The following is a 19,695-nucleotide window of genomic DNA, read 5'->3' as shown; positions in this document are numbered from 1 at the left end:
GTGTTCAGGACAGAATGTGGTCGGCCGGTTTCAGCGCCCGGGTCAACCGGTAATAGCTGAAACTGAAGCCGGGAAACATCGCGATCACATGACCGCTCTTGCTTTGATACCAACTGTGGCAACCGCCGGACTTCCAGACCGTGCGCTCCATCTCCCGATGGATCATCTCAGTGTAGGTACGTTCCGCTTCGGGGCGCACTTCGATGCTGCGCAAACCTTTGGTTTTGAGCGTTCTTATGCAGTCGATGATGTAGTTCATCTGCGATTCGATGATGAACAGCGCCGATGTATGGCCAATGCCAGTGTTCGGCCCGGTGACGATAAACAGGTTGGGAAAGTCCGGCAGGCTGGTGCCGAGGTACGCGCGGGGATATTCGGCCCAGACATCTCTGAGTTGCACATCGTTTTTGCCGCTGACGGGGTAGGAAATAACGCCGTCGGTGGCGTCGTAACCGGTCGACCAGACGATCAGATCCACATCGATGTGTTGGCCATCAACCGTGTTGATTCCGCTTTCATTGATTGAGGCGATGCCATGTTCGCGGCTGTGCAGCGTCACGTTGGGGCGGGTTAGCGCCGGGTAATAGGTGCTGGAGACCAACACCCGTTTGCAACCGATGGTGAAGTCGGGCGTGAGTTTTTCGCGCAGCACCGGGTCAGGCACCTGGCGTTTGAGAAACTTGAGAGCTTGCTTCTGCACCAGATGAATCGCTGGTTTCGAGTATTTGAAAGCGATCACGCGGGTTTCGAATTGCCAGTAAATCAGCCATCTCAGCAGCTTGTAGGCGGGTTTGATGCCGAGCAGCCAACGTTGAAGCGGCCCGAAAACGCGATCCGCGCGGGGTAATACCCAGTGCGGCGTGCGCTGGAAAACGTGTAAATGCTCGACCTCCGGAGCAATCGCCGGAATCACCTGCGCCGCGCTTGCACCGCTGCCAATGATGGCGACGCGTTTACCGCGATAGTCGTAGTCGTGATCCCAATTATTTGTATGAAATGTCTTGCCCTGAAAGCGATCCTGCCCCGCAAAGTGTGGGATCACCGGTTGGCTCAGCGGGCCGCTGGCATTGATCAGGAACTGCGCGTAATAAATGCCTTTGGCGCTGGTGTAAACCGTCCAGCGTTTTTCCAGCTCATCCCACTCGACGCGCTCGACATTCGCCTGCAGTTCCACGCGCTCGCGGAGGTTGAATTGGTCGATCACGTGTTCGGTGTAACGCTGTAATTCGGCTTGACCGGCAAACATCTGCGACCAGCGATACGGTGCAAACGACAGGGAATACAGCGGTGACGGCACATCCACCGCTGCGCCGGGGTAGGTGTTCTGGCACCAGGTGCCGCCGAAAAAATCGCGTCGCTCCAGCATGCGAAAATCGTCGATCCCGGCCTTGAGCAAATTGACCGCCGCGCACTGGCCGCCAAAACCGCTGCCGATGATCAACACTTGATAACTGCGCATGGGCCTCCTTCTTATAGTTGTTTTTCCGTTTTGCTCCTTTCATGTATAGCCAAATATTCGGCCTGTAGGAGCTGTCGAGTGAAACGAGGCTGCGATCTTTTGATTGTCAGAGCCAGGATCAAAAGATCGCAGCGTGCCGCAGCTCCTACAGGGAGTGTGTTGTTGCCGTTTTGTGGCCGCTGGCCGGTGATGGCTATTTAACGTTGCCCTGATAGACTCCCAGCACGTCTATTCAATGCTGTGCGCAGGTTCCGTCGAGTCATCGAGGCCCTTATGGGAAACACCGGGGGAAAAGGACTTTCATTGGCCAGGAGGCTTTATACATCGCGCACCATTGGGCTGGCGCTGGGGCTCGTTTGCGTCAGTGTGGCGATGTATCCGCTCGATCCGCCGGCCTGGGTGTGGGCGGTGATGTTGATCAACGGGGCCGTCTGGCCGCATCTGGCGTTTCAATGGGCGCGACGCTCACCCACGCCGTATCACGCCGAACACCGTAATTTATTGATCGACGCCTTTTTCGGCGGCTTTTGGGTCGCGGCGATGCATTTCAATCCGCTGCCCAGCGCCACCACCGTTTCGATGATGGCCATGAACAACGTCGCCATCGGCGGGGTGCGTTTTCTGCTGGCAGGCCTGGCGGCGCAGATTCTCGGGGTTGGCGTTGGTCTTGTGGTGTTTGCCCCGGCATTTGTTGCGGTCACTTCTCCCACACAACTTTACGCCTGCTTGCCGCTGCTTATGCTGTATCCGCTGGCGTTGGGCTGGATCTGTTTCCGTCAGGCCTATACGCTGGGACAGCACAAACGCGAACTGCTGGCCCTGAGCCGCACTGACAGCCTTACCGGGCTGCTCAATCACGGCGCCTGGAAGGATCAACTGGACAGCATGTTTCAACGTTGCAAGCGGCAAACTCAGGGCGCGGCGATTGCCTTGATCGATATCGATCATTTCAAGTCGATCAACGACACCTACGGCCATGTCGCGGGGGACATTGTGTTGCGGCAGTTGAGCAAAATGCTCAAGCAGAACCTGCGCTCCACTGATGTCGCCGGGCGTTATGGCGGTGATGAGTTCTGTGTGATTCTTCCGGACTTGCCGCTGTTCAATGCCGCGCAGGCGATGGAGGCGTTGCGCGAGCGTTTTGCCACGATGGTTTATGAGCAGAATCCGGCGCTGAAGGTCAGTTTGAGTATCGGCCTGGCGGCGTACGACCCCGCGCATGCCGACGCGACCCGTTGGCTCAATGATGCCGATCAGGCGCTGTATGAAGCGAAGGCGGGCGGGCGCAATCGGGTGATCTGCAATTGCGATAGCAAACCGCGACACGAGTTGCTTGATTCGGTCTGATAGCTGCAGCGCATTACCCTTGTGGGAGCGGGCTTGCTCGCGAATGCGGTGGGTCAGACGCTCAAATTGTGCCTGACACGCCGCCTTCGCGAGCAAGCCCGCTCCCACAGTTGACCGCGTTCCAATGTGGGAGCGAGCCTGCTCGCGAAGGCGTCAGCCCGGCCGACACATCATTCCTTGACACTCATGTATTCCTTAGCCCACAGGATGTATTCCTCAGGCTGGGTATAGGTGTGCGTCAATTCGGTCGCGCTCAGATCCGATGCCTGAGTGAAAATCTGCCGCTGTTCGCGCAGGCTGTCGTACGTCGCTTTGATCGCCGCAAAGTACGCGCCATGACCGTCGATGGTCACGCGCACGCCGAGCTCGGCCAGACGCTTGTCGTCGCGCAGCGCCGGGTTGCCGTAGGTGACCAGCATCAGCGGCACGGTCAGGTGTTCGGCGATCTGTTCCAGTTGATCGAAGTCTTGAATGCCAACCATGCAGATGCCGTCAGCGCCCGCCGCTTGGTATTGCTTGGTGCGGCTGATGATTTCCTGGTTTGGCAGGATGCCGGCGTTGGTGCGGGCAATAATGGCCATTTCCGTGTCGACCCGGGCTTCCAGTGCCGCGCGAATCTTGCCGACGCCTTCGGCGACGGTGATCAGGTCGGTGGATTTGCGGCCGAATTGCGCGGGCAGCAAGGTGTCTTCGATGGTCAGGGCGGCGACGCCGGCGCGTTCCAGTTCGACGATGGTGCGCATCACGTTGAGGGCATTGCCGTAGCCGTGGTCGGCGTCGGCGATTACCGGCAACTGTGCGACGCGGCCGATACGGGTGGCCTGTTCGGCGAACTCGCTGAGGGTGATCAGGGCAAAGTCAGGGGCACCGAGCACCTGCAACGAGGCCACGGAACCACCGAGAATCCCCACTTCAAAACCCAGGTCAGCGGCGATACGGGCCGACATCGGGTCGAACACCGATGCTGTGTGGTAGCAAGTGTCGGAGGCCAGCAACTGACGGAAGTTACGGCGCAAATCTTGATGAGAAAGCCTGGACATACGAGTTCCACCAATACAAAGGAATGGAAAGGCTTGAGCAAATGTGTCAACGCCGAAGGTTTAAAAGGCTATCACGCGAATGGGTCAAGGATCATGACGAATTTGTCGGCTGGTCAGGCGGGGAGCCGTTTGCTGAAAGGTATCACCTGTGGGCAGGGGATTTGTCTGTGCTCAGGAAATTTCTGAAGTGAGGAGATTTTTTTGAGGAGTGGAGATTACTGTGGCGAGGGGATTTATCCCCGATCGGCTGCGAAGCAGTCGTAAGACCGGCAAATGCGGTATGTCTGGAAGAATGAGGTGGCTGGTTTTGGGGCCGCTTCGCAGCCCAGCGGGGCGGTGCGACGTTTCGCTAAATCCCCTCGCCACAGGGGTCTCCTGGGTACAGGTGATCTTCATACCCACTCGAAAGCAATGAGGGGTTAAGCAGCCACAGCCTGCTGCTGTTGATTCGGCAGCATCACCGCGCGTACCGAATTGCCCGGTTGCAGCTGCAAACGTTGCGCCGTCAGGCGATCAACCACCAGGCTGCTGCCGACGCGGCGACCCCGGGCGACGGTGATGCGGCAGTTTTCCAGACGACGGTTGTGGATCAGCCACAACGGCGCCTGCTCATCTGGCGTGCCAAGGCTCAAGGTCAGTTCCAGGCTGTCGCGCACGGTGCGGATGTTGCGGATCGGCGCCTCAATCACCGGGCCGCCGTCAAAAATGTCGATGTAACCTTTGTGCGCAAATCCTTCGGCTTGAAGAATCTTCAGTGCCGGCTCGGTCTTCGGGTGCGCCTGACCGATTGCAGCCTGCGCCTGTTCGGTGAGCAGGCAGGTGTACAGCGGCTGACGCGGCATCAGTTCGGCGATGAAGGATTTGTTGCCCAGTCCGGACAAGTGGTCGGCATGGGTGAAATCCATCTGGAAAAAGTGTCGCCCCAGACTGTCCCAGAACGGCGAACAACCCTGCTCATCAGCGCTGCCGCGTAGTTCGGCGATCATCCTTTCGCCAAACAGATGCGGAAACTCGGCGACGAACAGCAAACGCCCCAACGACAACAATCGTCCGTTGCTGCCGGTGCGCTGATCATGGCGCAGGAACAGCGAACACAGCTCCGATTGCCCGGTCAGTTCGTTGTTGAGGAACAGCGTCGGAATCTGCCGCTGAATCCCCAGATCCGGTGCCGAACTCACAGTCAAACCAACGCGATAGTTGTACCAGGGCTCGCGCAAACCGACCGCGCCCGACATCGCGCTGACGCCGATCACCCGCTGGTCATCGTCTTCGAGCACGAACAGATAGTCGGCGTCGGCGCGTTCCACCTGTTCGGCGAACGCACGTTGCGCCCAGCGCACCCGGTGCGCCAGGCGATCTTCGTTGGCCGGCAGGGTGGTAAACCCCGGGCCGGCCTGTTGAACCAGCGTCATTAACGCGGGCAGGTCGCTGACTTTGACCGGGCGGACAATCATGCGGTAACTCCTTTTACGCGCCTGTTCGGGCGGTTCACAGGGCAATCAGCCGGATCGGGCTGCCTTCGCTCACGTGCAATGCGGCACACATGGCCGGGGTGAGGGCCAGCGGTTGCCCCGGCTGATAATCCAGTTCGGCAACAATCGCGCGGTAACCGTGCAGCGCATCATTGCTCAGCAGATAACGGCCACGCGCATCGATCTGAGGTTGCGAATGGACTTGAGCGGTCTGGCTATGGGTGATCGAGCGAATGTTCGCTGTGCGCGCATACAGCGTCGGGCCAGCGTCGAACAGGTCGATGTAGCTGTTGGTTTCGAAGCCTTCGCGCTGAAGAATGTCGAAGGCTTCCTGACCGTCCGGGTGGATGCGACCGATACATTCCTGTGCCGCCAACGGCAGCATCGGCACGTAAATCGGGTATTGCGGCATCAGTTCGGCGAGAAAGCGCCGGCTCTGCAAGCCGCACAGGCGCTCGGCTTCAACGTAGGGTAAGTCGAAAAAATGCTTGCCCAGTGCATCCCAGAATGGCGAGTTGCCGTCCGCATCGCTGTATCCGACGATTTCGGTAATCACTGCCTCGGCAAAACGTTGCGAATGAGCGGCGATAAACAGCAAACGCGCTCGCGAGAGCAATTCAGAAAATGGCGTGCGCTCCAGCGCCGCGTCGATGTGGAAACCGCGCAGCAAGGTGTGATCGTTGAGGTCGTGGCACAGCGACAACGCAGGCACGCCGTGTTCGATGTTCAGCTCGCGCGAGGCACTGGTGAAGTGGCGATTGCGCAGGCTGTAGAACGGTTCATCAAAACCCGCCGTCGAGACAATCTCGGAGCAACCGACGAGGCGCCGGTTATCAATATCTTCGAGCACGAAAAAGTAACTCTCCGGGCCGTGCGCGCTCGCATCGCGATCGAACGACGCACAGGACGCGGCGATTTTCTCGCGCAACCGTTCGCTGTCATCCGGCAGGGAGGTCACGCCCACCAGACTGTCACGGGCCAATTGTTGCAACTGAGGCAGGTCGGTTATCTCGACTGGGCGTAAGACCAGCATGGATGTACTCCTGTATCAAAAGATTCGGCGAATTCGCCGAACCTGACTATCACTGTCGGTTTCCACGCGCGAAATCAGCGGTCGCCTGATTTGTTGTCAGACGCCGCCCTTTTTTATGTCAGCCATTGCTCGGATCGGGCAGTGCGGTGCTGGCGCCGAGCTTGTTGAGAAAGAACAGGTACACCAGCCCCAGCGCGATCCAGATCAGGCCGAGTTTTTGTGCATCGACGCCCATGTTGTACATGATGGCCGCGACGATGATGAAGCCGATCACCGGGCAGATCAGGTGGCGGATAACCTGGCCGGATTTCTGCCGACGCCAGTAGTAGTTGATCACCGTCAGGTGCAGCAGCATGAAACCGCTGAGTGCGCCGAAGTTGACCAGCGAGGTCAAGGTGTCGACCGAGTTGATGAACAGGTAGCAGATCAGCAGCGACAGCACCGCGACGAGATAGATACTCAAGTACGGCGTGTTGTGTTTCGGATGCACCTTGGCCAGCACTTTCGGCAGCTTGCCGTCGCGGGCCATGCCAAACAGCAGACGTGACACAGCGGCTTGCGAGGTGATCGCCACAGCAACGCCCCACGCCAATGCAGTCGCTACGCCGGTGACGGTTGCCAGCCAGCTGCCAGCGGCGATTTCGGCGATTTCATAGAAGGCGGTGTCGGCGGATTTGAAGCCCATGCCGGCTGCCAGATCGGTGGCAATCCAGGTTTGCGCGACGAAAATCACCCCCATCACGATCAGCGTGATCAGTGCGGCTTTGCCGACGCTTTTGCCCGGATCACCTTTGATTTCCTCGGCGAGCGTCGAGATCGCGTCGAAGCCGAGGAACGACAGCACGGCAATCGATACCGCTTGCATCAGCAGGGCGAAGTTGAAGGTTTCCGGGTTGTACAGCGGCGCCAGGGTCAGCTCGCCATTACCGCCACCGTTGTGCAGGGCCGTCCACGCGTAGAACAGGAAAATGCCCAGCACGACCAACTGCGCCAGCAGAAAAATGATGTTCATCCGCGCCGTGAAGGTGATGCCGCGCAGGTTGACGAAAGTCGCGCTGACCAGGAACGCCAGAATGAAGCCGACTTTCGGAATGTCCGGATACAAATGATTGAGCGCCATCGCTGCGTACACATACAGCAGCGGTGGAATCAGTAGATAGTCGAGCAGCATCAGCCAGCCAGCGATGAAGCCGACGTGTTGATTGAGGCCGCGTTGCGCGTAGGAATACACCGAGCCGGCAATCGGAAAAGCCTTGGCCATACTGCCGTAGCTCAGCGCGGTGAACAGCATTGCCACCATGCCAATGATGTACGCCAGCGGCACCATCCCCGGTGCCTCGGCGTTAACGTAGCCGTACACGCCGAACGGGGCGATGGGGATCATGAAGATCATCCCGTACACCACCAGGTCGGTGAGCGTCAGGCTCCGTTTCAACTCTTGCTTGTAGCCGAATTCTTCAATTTCCATGAAGCGCAACTCCTTGTCAGCCAATCGGTCGTTTTAGTTGTTATGTCGGTCCATCGTTTACAGCTTCAGCGGTCTTTCGTTACAGCAATGGCGCGAGGTATCCGGCCCAGCGCGATACGGCTTCGGGGCTGCGCAGCAAATCGTTGCGCACCTCGATCAGCACCGAGTCGAGGCCTCGCGCATCGCCGTGTACGGGCACGGTCATGTCACCCAGTGGATCAATCTTGTACGGCTGATTGCCCGCGACTTTCAGCGGATGTTCGCCAAGGCCATCGAGCAGACGTTGCGCGTACTCCTTTGCTTGACCGAACAGCACGCCAATTTCCAGTGGTCGTGGCTGGCCGTAATACACCGGGGTGAAACTGTGAATCCCCACCACGCGCACCGGTTGACCCTGTGCAACGCGTTCATCGATCAGCGTTTGCAAACGTGTATGAAACGGCTTGAACAGTGTCTGACGCCGGTATTCGCGCGTGGCTTCGTCGAGCTCGCGGTTACCCGGAATCTGATAAATCTCGCTCTGTGCCGGAATGCTGTCCGGCGCATGGCGTGGGCGATTCAGGTCTATCAGCAACCGTGAATAGTTTGCGCTCAACAGCGTTGCGCCCAGTTGTTCCGACAATTGCTCGGCCAGTTGCAGTGCGCCAATGTCCCAGGCGATGTGTTCACGTGCGGCGGCATCGTCCAGGCCTAGATTATTCAGGGCCTCGGGGATGTAGCGGCTGGCGTGCTCGCATACCAGAATCAAAGGATGCGTCGAGTCGGCGCGGCTCAGGTTGTAGACCGGTCGGGTAAACAACCCCAGCTCGGCGGATTCAGTACAGGCGTGCATAGTGCTCACACAGGTCAGCGGGCGAGAGCTGTTCCGTCAGCGCCAGTTCCTCGGTTTTAAGGGCGTGGAATGTGTCGAGCAACGGCTTTGGCAGCCATTCGTTGAAAGCTGCACTGTCGCGCAGGCAGTCCAGTGCCTGGGCCAGCGAGGCGGGCAGGGCGACAATGCCCCTTGCCTTGCGTTGCTCATCGTTGAGTGAATCGGGAATTTCATCGGTGATCGCGTTCAGCGCCAGACGCTGTTCGATGCCCAAACGTCCGGCGATCAACAAGGCGGCCATGGCCAGATGCGGCGAGGCAGTGGCGTCCATGGCGCGGAATTCGAGGTTGAACTGGTGGGCCACGGATTTGCCGCCGAGAGTCACGGTCGGGCAGATGCGCAACGCCGCTTCCCGATTTTGCTGGCCGAGGCAGGCATAGGACGCGCTCCAGTGATGTGGCTGCAAACGCTCATACGAAACCGGCGTTGGCGCGGTGAACGCACACAGCGCTGGCAAGTAGTGCAGGATTCCTGCGGCCCAATGCTGACCGATGCTCGACAGACCGTTGCTGGTGCCCGCGTCGTACAGCATCGGCTGGCCGCCCAGATCGAGCAGGCTGACATGCAGATGCACACCGTTGCACACCGCTTCCGCTGCAGTTTTCGGCGCGAAACTCAGGTCGAGGCCCATTTGCCGGGCGATCTCCCGGGTGATCTCGCGAACGTTCACCGCGCGGTCTGCGGCCGCTACGCCGAGCGTCGGACGGCAGGTGATTTCGTATTGATGCTTGCCGTATTCGGGCAGGAACATTTCCGGCTCGACGCCGCCAGCACGCAGCGCGCTGAGTAACCAGCCACCGAATTCGGCACCTTGACGCTGGGCTTCGAGGGAGAACGCCAAGTGTTCGGCGAAACCGGCATGCAGGTTGAATTCGTGTTCAAACGCGGCGTTAACCTGCAAGCCTAACTCATCGCGATAACGTTCGATTTCATCACGCAGCAGCGTGCGTGGGCAGGCGCCCCACGGGCGACCATCGGTTTCGCGGATATCACCGTGAATGAAGTCCAGCGCTGGCGCATTCGCGTCCGGGCCATTGCTGACGGTGACGCGGCTGCTCAGATCCGGGATCAGCCGCAAGTCGCCATAAGCGCCCCATGGATTGGTCGAGGCGATAACGTCCTGTGGCGTCAACGCACTGTTGGCCGGCACCCAGCCGCAACCCGCCGCTTGATAATGCTCAAGCTCATCGGTGGGAAACGAGCGGCCACGGGTGATGCCGATCAAGTCAGTGGTGACGATGGTGGTCATCGGCAGCGGCGTCAGGCGCGCACTCATGGCTGCATCTCCTGCAACCGGCCGAGTACGGTTTGGGTGTCGGTGATCCAGCAATAACCTTTGATCGCGTTCAGGCAGGCGTTGTGCCGTTCGGCGCTGTAAGTGGCGCAGGCGTCTTCGACCAGCGTGACCAGATAACCGCGATCAGCGGCATCGCGCACGGCCATGTCGACACATTGATCGGTGACGATGCCGGCGATGATCAGGTGACGGGTTTCGAGGTTGCGCAGCACGTAGTCGATGTTGGTCGAGTTGAACACGCCGGACGAAGTTTTCGGCAGGACGATCTCGTTTTCTATCGGCGTCAGGTCCTCGATGATCCGCGCCTGCACGCTGCCTTTGGGCAGGTGCATGTCCGAAAGTTTGTGGTCGAGCGAACGGTCGCGACCATCGGCGGTGAGGCTTTCGATAATAGTGTGCAGCACGTTCTGCCGCGCTTCGCGAAAGGCACTGAGCAAGCGGCGTTGATTGGGCACCACCTGCATATGCGTTCGGGTCAGGAAGTACTCGGCGTCCGGATCGTTGAGGTGCGGATCGAACTGCGGTTCGAGCCAGGCACGCTGCATGTCCACCAACAACAGCGCGGTATGGTCGGTGACAAACGGCAAGTCCCGCGGCGAGCGGTGGGGAAGGCTGAACATCCTTATTTATCCTCCAGCAAGTGGGTGGCGAAGTCGTTGCGCAAGGCGTCGATGCCGTCCAGGCGATCGGCGAGGTTGTCAGTGCGCAGGGTCAGGCAGGCGATCAGCGCCTCGACCTGGGCCAGCGCCGGCACCATGGTGTCGAACGGCGAGGCTGATTCGACCGGGGCGCTGATGATCAAGTCGGCCAGTTCGCGCAGCGGCGAGGCATAAATGTCGGTGAACAGCACCACCCGCGCGTTGTTGGTTTTCGCGGCGGTGGCCACGCGCAGCGCTTGCGTCTGATAGCGGCGATAGTCAAACAGCAGGACGACGTCCTGACGTTGCAGGTCGAACAGCCTGTCGGGCAATTGCGCGTTGTCTTCCAGCGCAAAGCAGCCGGGGCGCAGCAGACGCAAGTGATTGAGCAGATAAGTCGCCATCAGGCTGCTGAAACGGCCGCCAAAGCAATACACCTGATGCCGCGCGTCGAGCAGCCAGTCGGTCAGGATGCGCACGTCTTCGGGTTGGGTCAGCGATTGGGTTTCGACCAGCAATCGATGGCTGTCGGCCAGGTAATGGCTCCAGGCGTCGTCCTTGTTTTGCTGTGCGCGAGGCTGCAACAGCGTGCGCGGTGAGCGCAGGCGATGATCCATGTCGCTGAGAAGGGCGTCCTGAAATTCGGCGTAACTGCCAAACCCGAGTTTTTTTACCAGACGGACGATGGTCGGATCACTGACGCCGGCATGATCGGCCAGACGTGCCATCGGCCCCAGACCATTGCGCGGGTACTGATCGAGCAAGGCGCGGACGACTTTGCGCTCCGACGGCGTAAGATCAAGGCCGGGATCGGTGATCAGGTCTCTGAGAGGGGGCATCCGGGCTCCTGCTGGATGGGTTTGTCGAATTTGTTTCACAATTCGCCAAAACAGTATTTATGTAACTGAGGTTACATGTCTAGCGAATTTTTCGTGGGTTGGCCAAGCTGTGAAACAGCTACGAAACGCCCGTGTAACAGGGTCTACGCGGTGGTCGACTAGGCTTGTAGTCCATTGCCCATTGTTGTGTCAGACATTACCGATATTTGCTGACGCGGATCGTCACCGCCTGAACAGCGAGTTGCCCGCTAAGCCCCTGTTTACGGCACAATTGCCGCCCGCGAAGATTGCATTAGTCCATTTCAGACCCTTCGAGTGAGTGATCCCCTGTGCAAACCACCCGGTTGACTCTGATTTGCCATGCTCGAACCGTCGCACAGAAATTAGCGTGTTTTCCTACAAACGAGCCTGTTGAAAATCCGCTGGCGGCGTCCGACTTGCTGGCTGATAGATATGCCACGACGTCCCGTGTGCTGTGTGGCCCGGAATTGCGTACACAACAGACCGCTGCGTGGTTTGGCGCAAACGCGCAGATCGACGAGGCACTGCGCGATTGCGATTGGGGTCGCTGGCACGGGCAGTCGATCAAGGATCTGCAACATAAGGAAGGCGAAGCGCTGCAAACCTGGCTGGCAGACCCGAGTGCCGCACCGCATGGCGGCGAATCGGTGGTTAAGGTCTCTGAGCGCGTGGCGAAATGGCTGGACGAATTGAAAGCGACGCCTGGCCATATCGTCGCGGTGACTCACCCCTACATCGTGCGCGCGGCGCTGATGCAGGTGGTGCAGGGCGCAGCCTTCAACGCGATAGACGTCGAACCGCTGGCGGCGGTCGAATTACGATTTAACGGTATCTGGCGTTTGCGTTTGCCGGGTATCGACCTTGAGGAAAGATTTTGATGAAACAACTATTGGTCATCGGCATCGGCGCCGGCAATCCCGACTACATCACCATGCAAGCGGTGAAAGCGCTGAATCGGGTCGACGTGTTCTTCCTGATGGACAAGGGCCAGAGCAAGGACAAGCTGATCGACCTGCGCCGGGAGATCTGCGATCGCTATATCACCGATCCCGACTACCGCTTCGCCGAAGCGCATTGCCCGGAACGCGAGCGCGGCGACGTCGATTACACCTCGGCAGTGGTGGATTTGAACCAGGCCAAGCAGCAGACCTTCGAGCGGATGATCAACGAAGAATTATCCGACGGCCAATGTGGCGGTTTCCTCGTCTGGGGCGACCCGGCGTTGTACGACAGCACCGTGCGTATTCTGCAATCGATTCTGGCCGAGGGCCGCTGTGAGTTCGAGTTTGAGGTGATTCCGGGGATCACCAGCGTTCAGGCACTGGCGGCGCAGCACAAGGTGCCGTTGAACACCATCGGGCGCTCCATCGAAATCACCACCGGCCGGCGTTTGGCGGCGGGGAAGGTGAGTGACACGGACAGTCTGGTGGTGATGCTTGATGCGGAAGATTCCTACCATCATGTGGCGGATCCGCAGACGCAGATTTACTGGGGCGCTTATCTGGGCACGCCGGATGAGATTTTGATCAGCGGCAAGTTGGGGGAAGTGGCTGACGAGATAGAGCGCGTGCGCAAGGCGGCGCGGGCTGAGCATGGGTGGATTATGGATACCTATTTGTTGCGCAAGCCTTAGGTCTTCGCTGGTCGGGCGGGCCTCTTCGCGAGCAAGCCTTGCTCCTACAAGGATCACCGCGATCCCTTGTAGGAGCAAGGCTTGCCCGCGAAGGCATATTCAAAAACACCTCAAGAACTGGCATTGACCCCACGCCCAAACCGCTCCCGATACACCGACGGCGGCACCCCGACCACGCTGCGAAACGCCACCCGAAAGCTCTCCACCGAGCGATACCCGCAACGCAACGCAATCTGATCGGTATTGTGCGGCGTACTCTCAAGCAACTCCCGCGCCCGCGCCACCCGTTCATGCTGCAACCATGCCTTCGGCGACTGCCCACTGGCCTCGGTAAAACGCCGCAGAAACGTGCGCTCACTCATCGCCGCTTCGCTGGCCAGATCACGCACTTCCAGCGGCTCATGCAAACGCTCGCGCGCCCATTGCATCACCCGTGACAAATCATTGCGCGGCGTTGCGCTGACCGGCGTTGGAATGAATTGCGCCTGACCGCCGGTGCGCTGCGGCGACATCACCAGTCTTCTTGCCACCGAATTGGCGACCTGAGTGCCAAAGTCCCGCGCCACCAGATGCAGGCAGGCATCGATTCCCGCTGCACTGCCGGCCGAAGTGATCAACTGGCCGGAGTCGACGTAAAGCACGTCCGGGTCGACGTCGATCGCCGGAAAGCGCTGCGCCAGTTCCGTGGTGTAGCGCCAATGCGTGGTGGCGCCGTGGCCGTCGAGCAAGCCAGTGGCCGCCAGCACAAACACGCCAGAACAGATCGACAGCAGTCGCGCACCGCGTGCGTGAGCCTGACGCAACGCCTCGATCAGGGCCGGCGGCACCGCTGCATTGCGGTCGCGCCAACCGGGAATGATGATGGTGCGCGCCTCGGCGAGCAGTTCCAGGCCACCATCGGCCAGCACTTGAATCCCGCCCATTGCACGCATCGGGCCTTGATCGACGGCGGCAATCGCGTGTTCGTACCACGGGAAATCGAACTCCGGCCGCGCTAGTCCGAAAATCTCCACGGCGATGCCGAACTCGAAGGTACAGAGGCCGTCGTAGGCCAGAATCGCGACCAGTCCTGGTGAAGTAGGCATTTGGCGGAAAATTCCCGGTGAGTGTCTTGTGCGCCACTGTAGCGATTTGCGCCGGCTCGATAAAGTCTGTTCACACCCCATCAGACGTAGGAGCAACACCCATGACCAGCCTGGTTCGCGACATTCCTGCCGCACCGTCGGCGATTGCCTTGATGCATTTCAGCAACCGTCTGACCTTCGAAACCGATTGTTCCGACGTGTTCAGCAGCCAGGAGGCGGGGGAGATCGATTTCGTGCTGGTCGATGTGCGCGGGCCGCTGGCCTTTGAGCGCGGGCATGTGCCGGGCGCGATCAACATTCCGAGACGGCTGCTGACGCCTCAGGGTTTGGCGGGCTACCCGAGCAACGCATTGTTTGTGGTGTATTGCGCCGGCCCGCATTGCAACGGCGCCAATAAGGCCGCGGTGAAACTGGCGGCGTTGGGCTACCCGGTCAAGGAAATGATCGGCGGCGTGACGGGTTGGCTGGATGAAGGGTTTGCACTCAGCGTGGCGCACCCCGCCAACACCCCCATCAACTGCGCCTGCTAAATCATCCAGTGTAGGAGCTGCCGAAGGCTGCGATCTTTTGATCTTGATCCCAGATCAAAAGATCGCAGCCTGCGGCAGCTCCTACACGGGGATTTGTGAGATTTCTGCTCCGAAAAAAGACTTGTCCTACAGCCTCCGCACCACGACGGCGCAGTCTTTGACCTCGGTCAATCGACTCGCCGATCTTCTGTAAGTATTTGTCGCTTAAACACAATTTACCCTGTGCGCGCCGCCATAGACTGCCGGCCTCTTCGGTTTTTGCTGCTAAATGGCCATGACCGAACGCTGAATCGAAAGCTGCCAATAAAAGCCTCCGCACACAGGAGTTATAAATGAAGAAGCTAGTGATGTTCGGTGCCCTGGCACTGTCGATGTTGTCCCTGACCGCTGTGGCCGAAGACGCCAAACCGATCCGCATCGGTATCGAAGCCGGTTACCCGCCATTCTCGATGAAAACCCCTGACGGCAAACTCACCGGTTTCGACGTGGACATCGGCGATGCGCTGTGCGCGCAGATGAAAGTCAAATGTACGTGGGTTGAGCAAGAGTTCGATGGCCTGATCCCGGCGCTGAAAGTGAAGAAGATTGACGCGATTCTGTCGTCGATGACCATCACCGACGACCGCAAGAAGAACGTCGATTTCACCATCAAGTACTACCACACCCCGGCCCGCTTCGTGATGAAGGAAGGCTCCGGCGTCAAGGATCCGCTGACTGAACTCAAAGGCAAGAAAGTCGGCGTGCTGCGTGCCAGCACCCATGACCGTTACGCCACTGAAGTGCTGGTGCCAGCCGGGATCGACCTGGTGCGTTACGGCTCGCAGCAGGAAGCCAACCTCGACATCGTCTCTGGTCGTCTTGACGCGATGCTGGCCGACTCGGTCAACCTCAGCGACGGTTTCCTGAAAACCGACGCCGGCAAAGGTTTTGAATTCGTTGGCCCGACCTACGAAGACGCCAAGTACTTCGGCGGCGGCGCTGGCATTGCCGTGCGCAAGGGCGATACCGCCCTGGCTGAGCAATTCAACAAAGCCATCACCGAAATCCGCGCCAATGGCGAGTACAAGAAAGTCCAGGACAAGTACTTCGACTTTGATGTGTACGGTCATTAATACGCCGTAAGAAAAAAGTGGCCCCGTTTTGCGCGGTGGCCACTTTTTTTGCGCGTTCTTTTTGCTGTGCAAGACCCCTGTGGGAGCGGGCTTGCTCGCGAAAGCGGTTTAACATTCAGCATCACTGTTGTCTGATACACCGCCTTCGCGAGCAAGCCCGCTCCCACAGGGGATTTTCGCCGTTCAAATATTCAGGAGTTACCCATGCAACGCATCGACCATGTTCTGCCCTGGAGCCACTTGGGCAGCGAGCGCTCCCTCAGCGTGTTTCGCTACGGCGCCGGCACCCGCAAGGTGTACATCCAGGCCAGCCTGCACGCCGATGAACTGCCGGGCATGCGCACCGCGTGGGAACTCAAGCAACGTCTCAACCAACTTGAGCAAGAAGGTCGACTGCAAGGCGTGATCGAACTGGTGCCGGTGGCCAACCCGATCGGGCTCGACCAGCACCTGCAAGGTGCGCACATGGGCCGCTTCGAACTGGGCAGCGGCAAGAATTTCAACCGCGCGTTCGTTGAACTGAGCGCGCCGGTCGCGGCATTGATCGGCGAGCGTCTGGGCGCCGATGCCGAGGCCAACATCGCGCTGATCCGTCAGACGATGCTTCAGGTGTTCGATGAGCTGCCAGCCCCGGCTTCGCAACTGGAAGCGATGCATCGCTTGCTGCTGCGTCATGCTTGCGATGCGGATATCACCCTCGATCTGCACTGCGATTTCGACGCGGCGATTCACCTTTATGCATTGCCGCAACACTGGCCGCAGTGGCAATCGCTGGCCGCACGGTTGAAGGCGGGCGTGGCGTTGTTGTGTGAGGACTCGGGCGGCAGTTCGTTTGACGAATCCTGTTCGACGCCGTGGTTGCGTTTGGCGCGGGCCTTCCCGGATGCGGCGATTCCCGCTGCGAACCTCGCGACCACGCTGGAGCTGGGTAGCATGGGCGACACCCGCGTCGATCAGGCCCAAGCCAATTGCGAGGCGATTCTGGGTTTCCTTGCCGAGCAGGGTTTCATCAGCGGCGAATGGCCGGCCGCACCGAGCGAGTGCTGCGAAGGCTTGCCGTTTGAAGGCACTGAATATCTGTTCGCGCCGCATCACGGGGTGGTGAGTTTCCTGCGCAATGCGGGTGAATGGGTGGAGAAGGGCGATGCGCTGTTTGAGGTGGTGGATCCGTTGCAGGATCGCGTGACCACCGTGCGCGCCGGCACCAGTGGCGTGTTGTTTGCGATTGATCGCGGGCGTTATACGGAGCCTGGGATCTGGCAGGCGAAAGTGGCGGGGCGGGTAGCGTTTCGTACCGGGAAATTGACTAACGACTGAAAATTTTCGCGGAATTTTCCGGCCTCTTCGCGGGCAAGCCTTGCTCCCACAAGACCTACGCCGAACTTGTAGGAGCAAGGCTTGCCCGCGAAGGCGCCATCAACAACACCACTGAATTTCGATCCCTCACCGAGGAATGTTAGGCTCCCCCCCGAACCCGACACTCTGTGAAGGAAGGCTCTATGTTGAAGGCGTTTGCTCTGTTGACCCTGCTGGCGTCCACCGCCGTTCAGGCTCAAACCACGCTGCAATCCGATCTGCAGCTCAAGTACATCGAACAGGTTCACGCTGACGCTGAGCCGCGTCCGCTGGTGATTTTCCTGCACGGTTACGGCAGTAACGAAGCCGATTTGATCGGCATGAAGTTCCAATTGCCAGCGCAGTACAACTACCTGTCAGTGCAGGCTCCGTTGTCGTTGGGCGAAGGACGTTATCAATGGTTTCGCAAGAAAGGCGAAGGTGCCTACAACGGCGAGACCGATGATCTGAAGGTCAGCGGCCAGAAACTGCGGGATTTTGTCGAGCAAGCGGCGAAGAAATATCACACCACCCCGGACAAGGTGTACCTGATCGGTTTCAGTCAGGGCGCGATGATGACTTACGAAGTGGGCTTGCGACCGCCGGCAGCTGTTGGCGGTATCGCCGCGTTGAGCGGGCGCTTGTTGCCGGTGTTGAAAACCGAGCTGAAGGCCGAACAACAACCGCTGCCGCTGAGCATCTTCATCGGCCACGGTACTGCCGATGATCGCGTGCCGTACCACGACGGCACCGAAGCCAATTCCATGCTGGAGAAGCTCGACTACAAACCGCAATTCCATGCCTATCCCGGCGTTGGCCACAGCATCAGTGCGGCCGAACTGCGGGATCTGAACGGCTGGTTGCAGCAGCTCAATCCTTGAGGATGGTCTTGATCAGTTTGTCGTGGCCGGCCTTGTCGCTGACCCGGGAAATCACCTGAACCAGCGCCATGTGCGTGCCGGAGCCGGCCATCAACGTGGTGTTGAGGGTCTGGCCGCCGCCTTGAGTGGCGGTGCTGTCGACCTGACGCAGGCCGAGGCCGGTGCCTTTCTGCGTCAGACTTTTCTCGCTGAGCTTGTTGAAGTCCGGCAGTGCCTTACGCTGAGCGTCGATGAAGTCCGACACGGTGCCGTCGAGGAACGCGCTGTCGTTGTCCTTGACGTTGTTGCCTTCGGGAATCAGGTTTTCGGCGGCGATGACCACGGTTTTCGTCGTCTGGTTGGTGTACATCGTGCCCTTGGCGCCCGTCGGGCTGGTCGGCAACGGGTCGGCCACGAAGCCTTTGGGCAGGACGAAGGTGAACTTGCCGTCGAGCATCGAGACTTTCTCAGCGCTGGCGGTTTCTTTGGCCTTGGCCGCTTGAGCGTTGATGGCGCCGAGGCCGGCGACTGCCGCGAATAAAAGGACAACGGCTTTTTTGCTCAACAGTGACATTCGAATCTCCAAGGGATGGTCGCGCTTAGGCGGGCGATCATCCCATGCAGAGGCCAGGCACTCCAGCCCGGCTCGTCTGAACATGGTTTTGAGATGGCAATGCACCTGTGGCGAGGGAGCTTGCTCCCGCTCGGCTGCGTAGCAGTCGTAAAAAAGATGGGCGCGCTGCGCACGCCAGCGGGAGCAAGCTCCCTCGCCACAGTCAGCGTTGTGTCTGGGGTTGTTTTGTCGAAACGGGTTTTGCGAGCAATTTACGGGTCACCCCCAACATCGCCACTGAAACCGCCACACCCACCGCAAACCCACTCAAGCCCATGCTCGGCAACGTCAGCGCCGACACCAGACAAAACGCCGAAAACGAATACATCCCCGTTGCCGTCGCGCGCAGCAATGCCGCTGTAAACGCCGGCCCGCGCGTCTGCTGGGAAAACACCGCCATCACACTGCCAAGCACCGGGAACACCGCGAGCAAACCGCTCCAGCGTTCACCGACGGTGCTGGCAAGCATCGTCACCACCAGCGTCAACGCCGCGCCAGCAATCATCCGCCAGATCAACTTGTCTGACTTCGGTGCCGTACCGTTCAGCACAGGCTGCGCGTCAGGAAACAAATAAGGCGAGGCGAGCAGGGCAACCGCCGCCGCCACCACCGAAAACGGCAGCGACGGTGGAATCAGCGACAGCACCAACGCCAACACAGCCCAGACCGTCATCGATATCGCCAGCGCCCATGGCCAGTTCGCCCGTTGCGCGACCTGCGCATAGGTAATGCAGAAAGCGATCATCGCGAACATTGCCGACAACGCCGCCACCGCCGAATGTGCGGCAAATTGCGGCCCCTGTTCGATGGCGAGGAAAAACAGAATCGGCCCGACCACCACCGGCAACCCCGACAGCCACCCGGCCACGCTCGGCCCCCAGCGCTTGCCCGCCAAAGAAATCAGCAAGAGAAAACCGGGAATCAGCAGCAGTTTGAGGATCAGCACGCAGGTGGCTCCGTCGAGTGAGAGACGCTCACGTTAGCATCGACGAACGCGGATTGCTGCATCGTTGTACAAAAATTGTATACAAAGTGCTTGAGC

General features: G+C 59.4%; 20 protein-coding genes. 7 read left to right on the top strand and 13 right to left on the bottom strand.

What is annotated here, in order from left to right; genetic code table 11:
- Positions 1–4 precede the first annotated feature (4 nt).
- Complete coding sequence (locus GVL50_RS08500; RefSeq protein ID WP_159812486.1) at positions 5–1,459, bottom strand: NAD(P)/FAD-dependent oxidoreductase; 1,455 nt, start codon at positions 1,457–1,459, stop codon at positions 5–7.
- Positions 1,460–1,732: 273 nt separating this feature from the next.
- On the opposite strand from GVL50_RS08500, the gene GVL50_RS08495 reads away from it, so the two are divergent.
- Positions 1,733–2,806 carry a diguanylate cyclase gene (locus GVL50_RS08495; RefSeq protein WP_159812485.1) on the top strand — a complete coding sequence of 358 codons (1,074 nt, stop codon included), beginning with the start codon at positions 1,733–1,735 and terminating at the stop codon, positions 2,804–2,806.
- Between the two features lie 170 nt (positions 2,807–2,976).
- Here the strand turns inward: GVL50_RS08495 and GVL50_RS08490 are convergent, their stop codons facing one another.
- From GVL50_RS08490 to GVL50_RS08455, 8 genes are all read right to left on the bottom strand, one after another.
- Positions 2,977–3,846: an oxaloacetate decarboxylase gene (locus GVL50_RS08490; protein ID WP_053119221.1), complete on the bottom strand. Its 870-nt coding sequence runs from the start codon at positions 3,844–3,846 to the stop codon at positions 2,977–2,979.
- A 419-nt stretch (positions 3,847–4,265) separates the two neighbouring features.
- Positions 4,266–5,300, bottom strand: coding sequence for an arginine N-succinyltransferase (gene astA / locus GVL50_RS08485; RefSeq protein WP_159812484.1), 1,035 nt, complete (start codon positions 5,298–5,300; stop codon positions 4,266–4,268).
- A gap of 34 nt (positions 5,301–5,334) precedes the next feature.
- Complete coding sequence (locus GVL50_RS08480) at positions 5,335–6,351, bottom strand: arginine N-succinyltransferase (protein ID WP_159812483.1); 1,017 nt, start codon at positions 6,349–6,351, stop codon at positions 5,335–5,337.
- Between the two features lie 118 nt (positions 6,352–6,469).
- Complete coding sequence (locus GVL50_RS08475; protein ID WP_159812482.1) at positions 6,470–7,819, bottom strand: APC family permease; 1,350 nt, start codon at positions 7,817–7,819, stop codon at positions 6,470–6,472.
- A 79-nt stretch (positions 7,820–7,898) separates the two neighbouring features.
- Entirely contained in the window at positions 7,899–8,651 is a 753-nt protein-coding gene (locus tag GVL50_RS08470; RefSeq protein ID WP_159812481.1) for an N-formylglutamate amidohydrolase, read from the bottom strand.
- A complete protein-coding gene (locus tag GVL50_RS08465) occupies positions 8,635–9,966 on the bottom strand; it encodes a glutamine synthetase (RefSeq protein WP_159812480.1) in 1,332 nt (443 codons plus the stop codon). The genes GVL50_RS08470 and GVL50_RS08465 overlap by 17 nt, the downstream gene beginning before the upstream one ends.
- On the bottom strand, positions 9,963–10,607 hold the full coding sequence (locus GVL50_RS08460) for an isochorismatase family cysteine hydrolase (protein ID WP_159812479.1): 645 nt from the start codon (positions 10,605–10,607) through the stop codon (positions 9,963–9,965). The genes GVL50_RS08465 and GVL50_RS08460 overlap by 4 nt, the downstream gene beginning before the upstream one ends.
- A gap of 2 nt (positions 10,608–10,609) precedes the next feature.
- On the bottom strand, positions 10,610–11,464 hold the full coding sequence (locus GVL50_RS08455) for a MurR/RpiR family transcriptional regulator (protein WP_159812478.1): 855 nt from the start codon (positions 11,462–11,464) through the stop codon (positions 10,610–10,612).
- Between the two features lie 329 nt (positions 11,465–11,793).
- Here GVL50_RS08455 and GVL50_RS08450 point away from each other — a divergent pair, with 329 nt between their 5' ends.
- Complete coding sequence (locus GVL50_RS08450) at positions 11,794–12,363, top strand: phosphoglycerate mutase family protein (RefSeq protein ID WP_159812477.1); 570 nt, start codon at positions 11,794–11,796, stop codon at positions 12,361–12,363.
- Positions 12,363–13,118, top strand: a complete 756-nt coding sequence (gene cobF / locus GVL50_RS08445; protein WP_159812476.1) for a precorrin-6A synthase (deacetylating) — start codon at positions 12,363–12,365, stop codon at positions 13,116–13,118. The genes GVL50_RS08450 and cobF overlap by 1 nt, the downstream gene beginning before the upstream one ends.
- A gap of 110 nt (positions 13,119–13,228) precedes the next feature.
- Here cobF and ftrA read toward each other — a convergent pair whose 3' ends face one another.
- Positions 13,229–14,203, bottom strand: a complete 975-nt coding sequence (ftrA, locus tag GVL50_RS08440) for a transcriptional regulator FtrA (protein ID WP_159812475.1) — start codon at positions 14,201–14,203, stop codon at positions 13,229–13,231.
- A gap of 101 nt (positions 14,204–14,304) precedes the next feature.
- Between ftrA and GVL50_RS08435 the strand changes: the two genes are divergently transcribed.
- Positions 14,305–14,733 carry a rhodanese-like domain-containing protein gene (locus GVL50_RS08435; RefSeq protein ID WP_159812474.1) on the top strand — a complete coding sequence of 143 codons (429 nt, stop codon included), beginning with the start codon at positions 14,305–14,307 and terminating at the stop codon, positions 14,731–14,733.
- A 1-nt stretch (position 14,734) separates the two neighbouring features.
- On the opposite strand, the gene GVL50_RS08430 is transcribed toward GVL50_RS08435, so the two are convergent.
- The gene (locus tag GVL50_RS08430) at positions 14,735–15,037 is read right to left on the bottom strand and encodes a hypothetical protein (protein ID WP_159812473.1); all 303 of its coding nucleotides are present in this window, start codon (positions 15,035–15,037) and stop codon (positions 14,735–14,737) included.
- A gap of 28 nt (positions 15,038–15,065) precedes the next feature.
- Here GVL50_RS08430 and GVL50_RS08425 point away from each other — a divergent pair, with 28 nt between their 5' ends.
- The 3 genes from GVL50_RS08425 (at position 15,066) to GVL50_RS08415 (ending at position 18,061) form a co-directional block, all read left to right on the top strand.
- Positions 15,066–15,845, top strand: a complete 780-nt coding sequence (locus GVL50_RS08425) for an ABC transporter substrate-binding protein (RefSeq protein WP_053119245.1) — start codon at positions 15,066–15,068, stop codon at positions 15,843–15,845.
- A gap of 204 nt (positions 15,846–16,049) precedes the next feature.
- On the top strand, positions 16,050–17,162 hold the full coding sequence (locus GVL50_RS08420; protein WP_159812472.1) for a succinylglutamate desuccinylase/aspartoacylase family protein: 1,113 nt from the start codon (positions 16,050–16,052) through the stop codon (positions 17,160–17,162).
- Between the two features lie 182 nt (positions 17,163–17,344).
- Positions 17,345–18,061: an alpha/beta hydrolase gene (locus GVL50_RS08415; RefSeq protein WP_159812471.1), complete on the top strand. Its 717-nt coding sequence runs from the start codon at positions 17,345–17,347 to the stop codon at positions 18,059–18,061.
- Here GVL50_RS08415 and GVL50_RS08410 read toward each other — a convergent pair.
- Positions 18,051–18,614: a hypothetical protein gene (locus tag GVL50_RS08410; RefSeq protein ID WP_159812470.1), complete on the bottom strand. Its 564-nt coding sequence runs from the start codon at positions 18,612–18,614 to the stop codon at positions 18,051–18,053. The two genes, GVL50_RS08415 and GVL50_RS08410, sit on opposite strands and share 11 nt — an antisense overlap.
- A gap of 202 nt (positions 18,615–18,816) precedes the next feature.
- Positions 18,817–19,599, bottom strand: coding sequence for a hypothetical protein (locus GVL50_RS08405; RefSeq protein WP_159812469.1), 783 nt, complete (start codon positions 19,597–19,599; stop codon positions 18,817–18,819).
- Positions 19,600–19,695 lie beyond the last annotated feature (96 nt).

The sequence above is a fragment of the Pseudomonas sp. 18058 genome (genome assembly GCF_902706155.1).
Lineage (GTDB): Bacteria > Pseudomonadota > Gammaproteobacteria > Pseudomonadales > Pseudomonadaceae > Aquipseudomonas > Aquipseudomonas rustica.
This window is presented reverse-complemented; position numbering and strand designations above follow the sequence as displayed.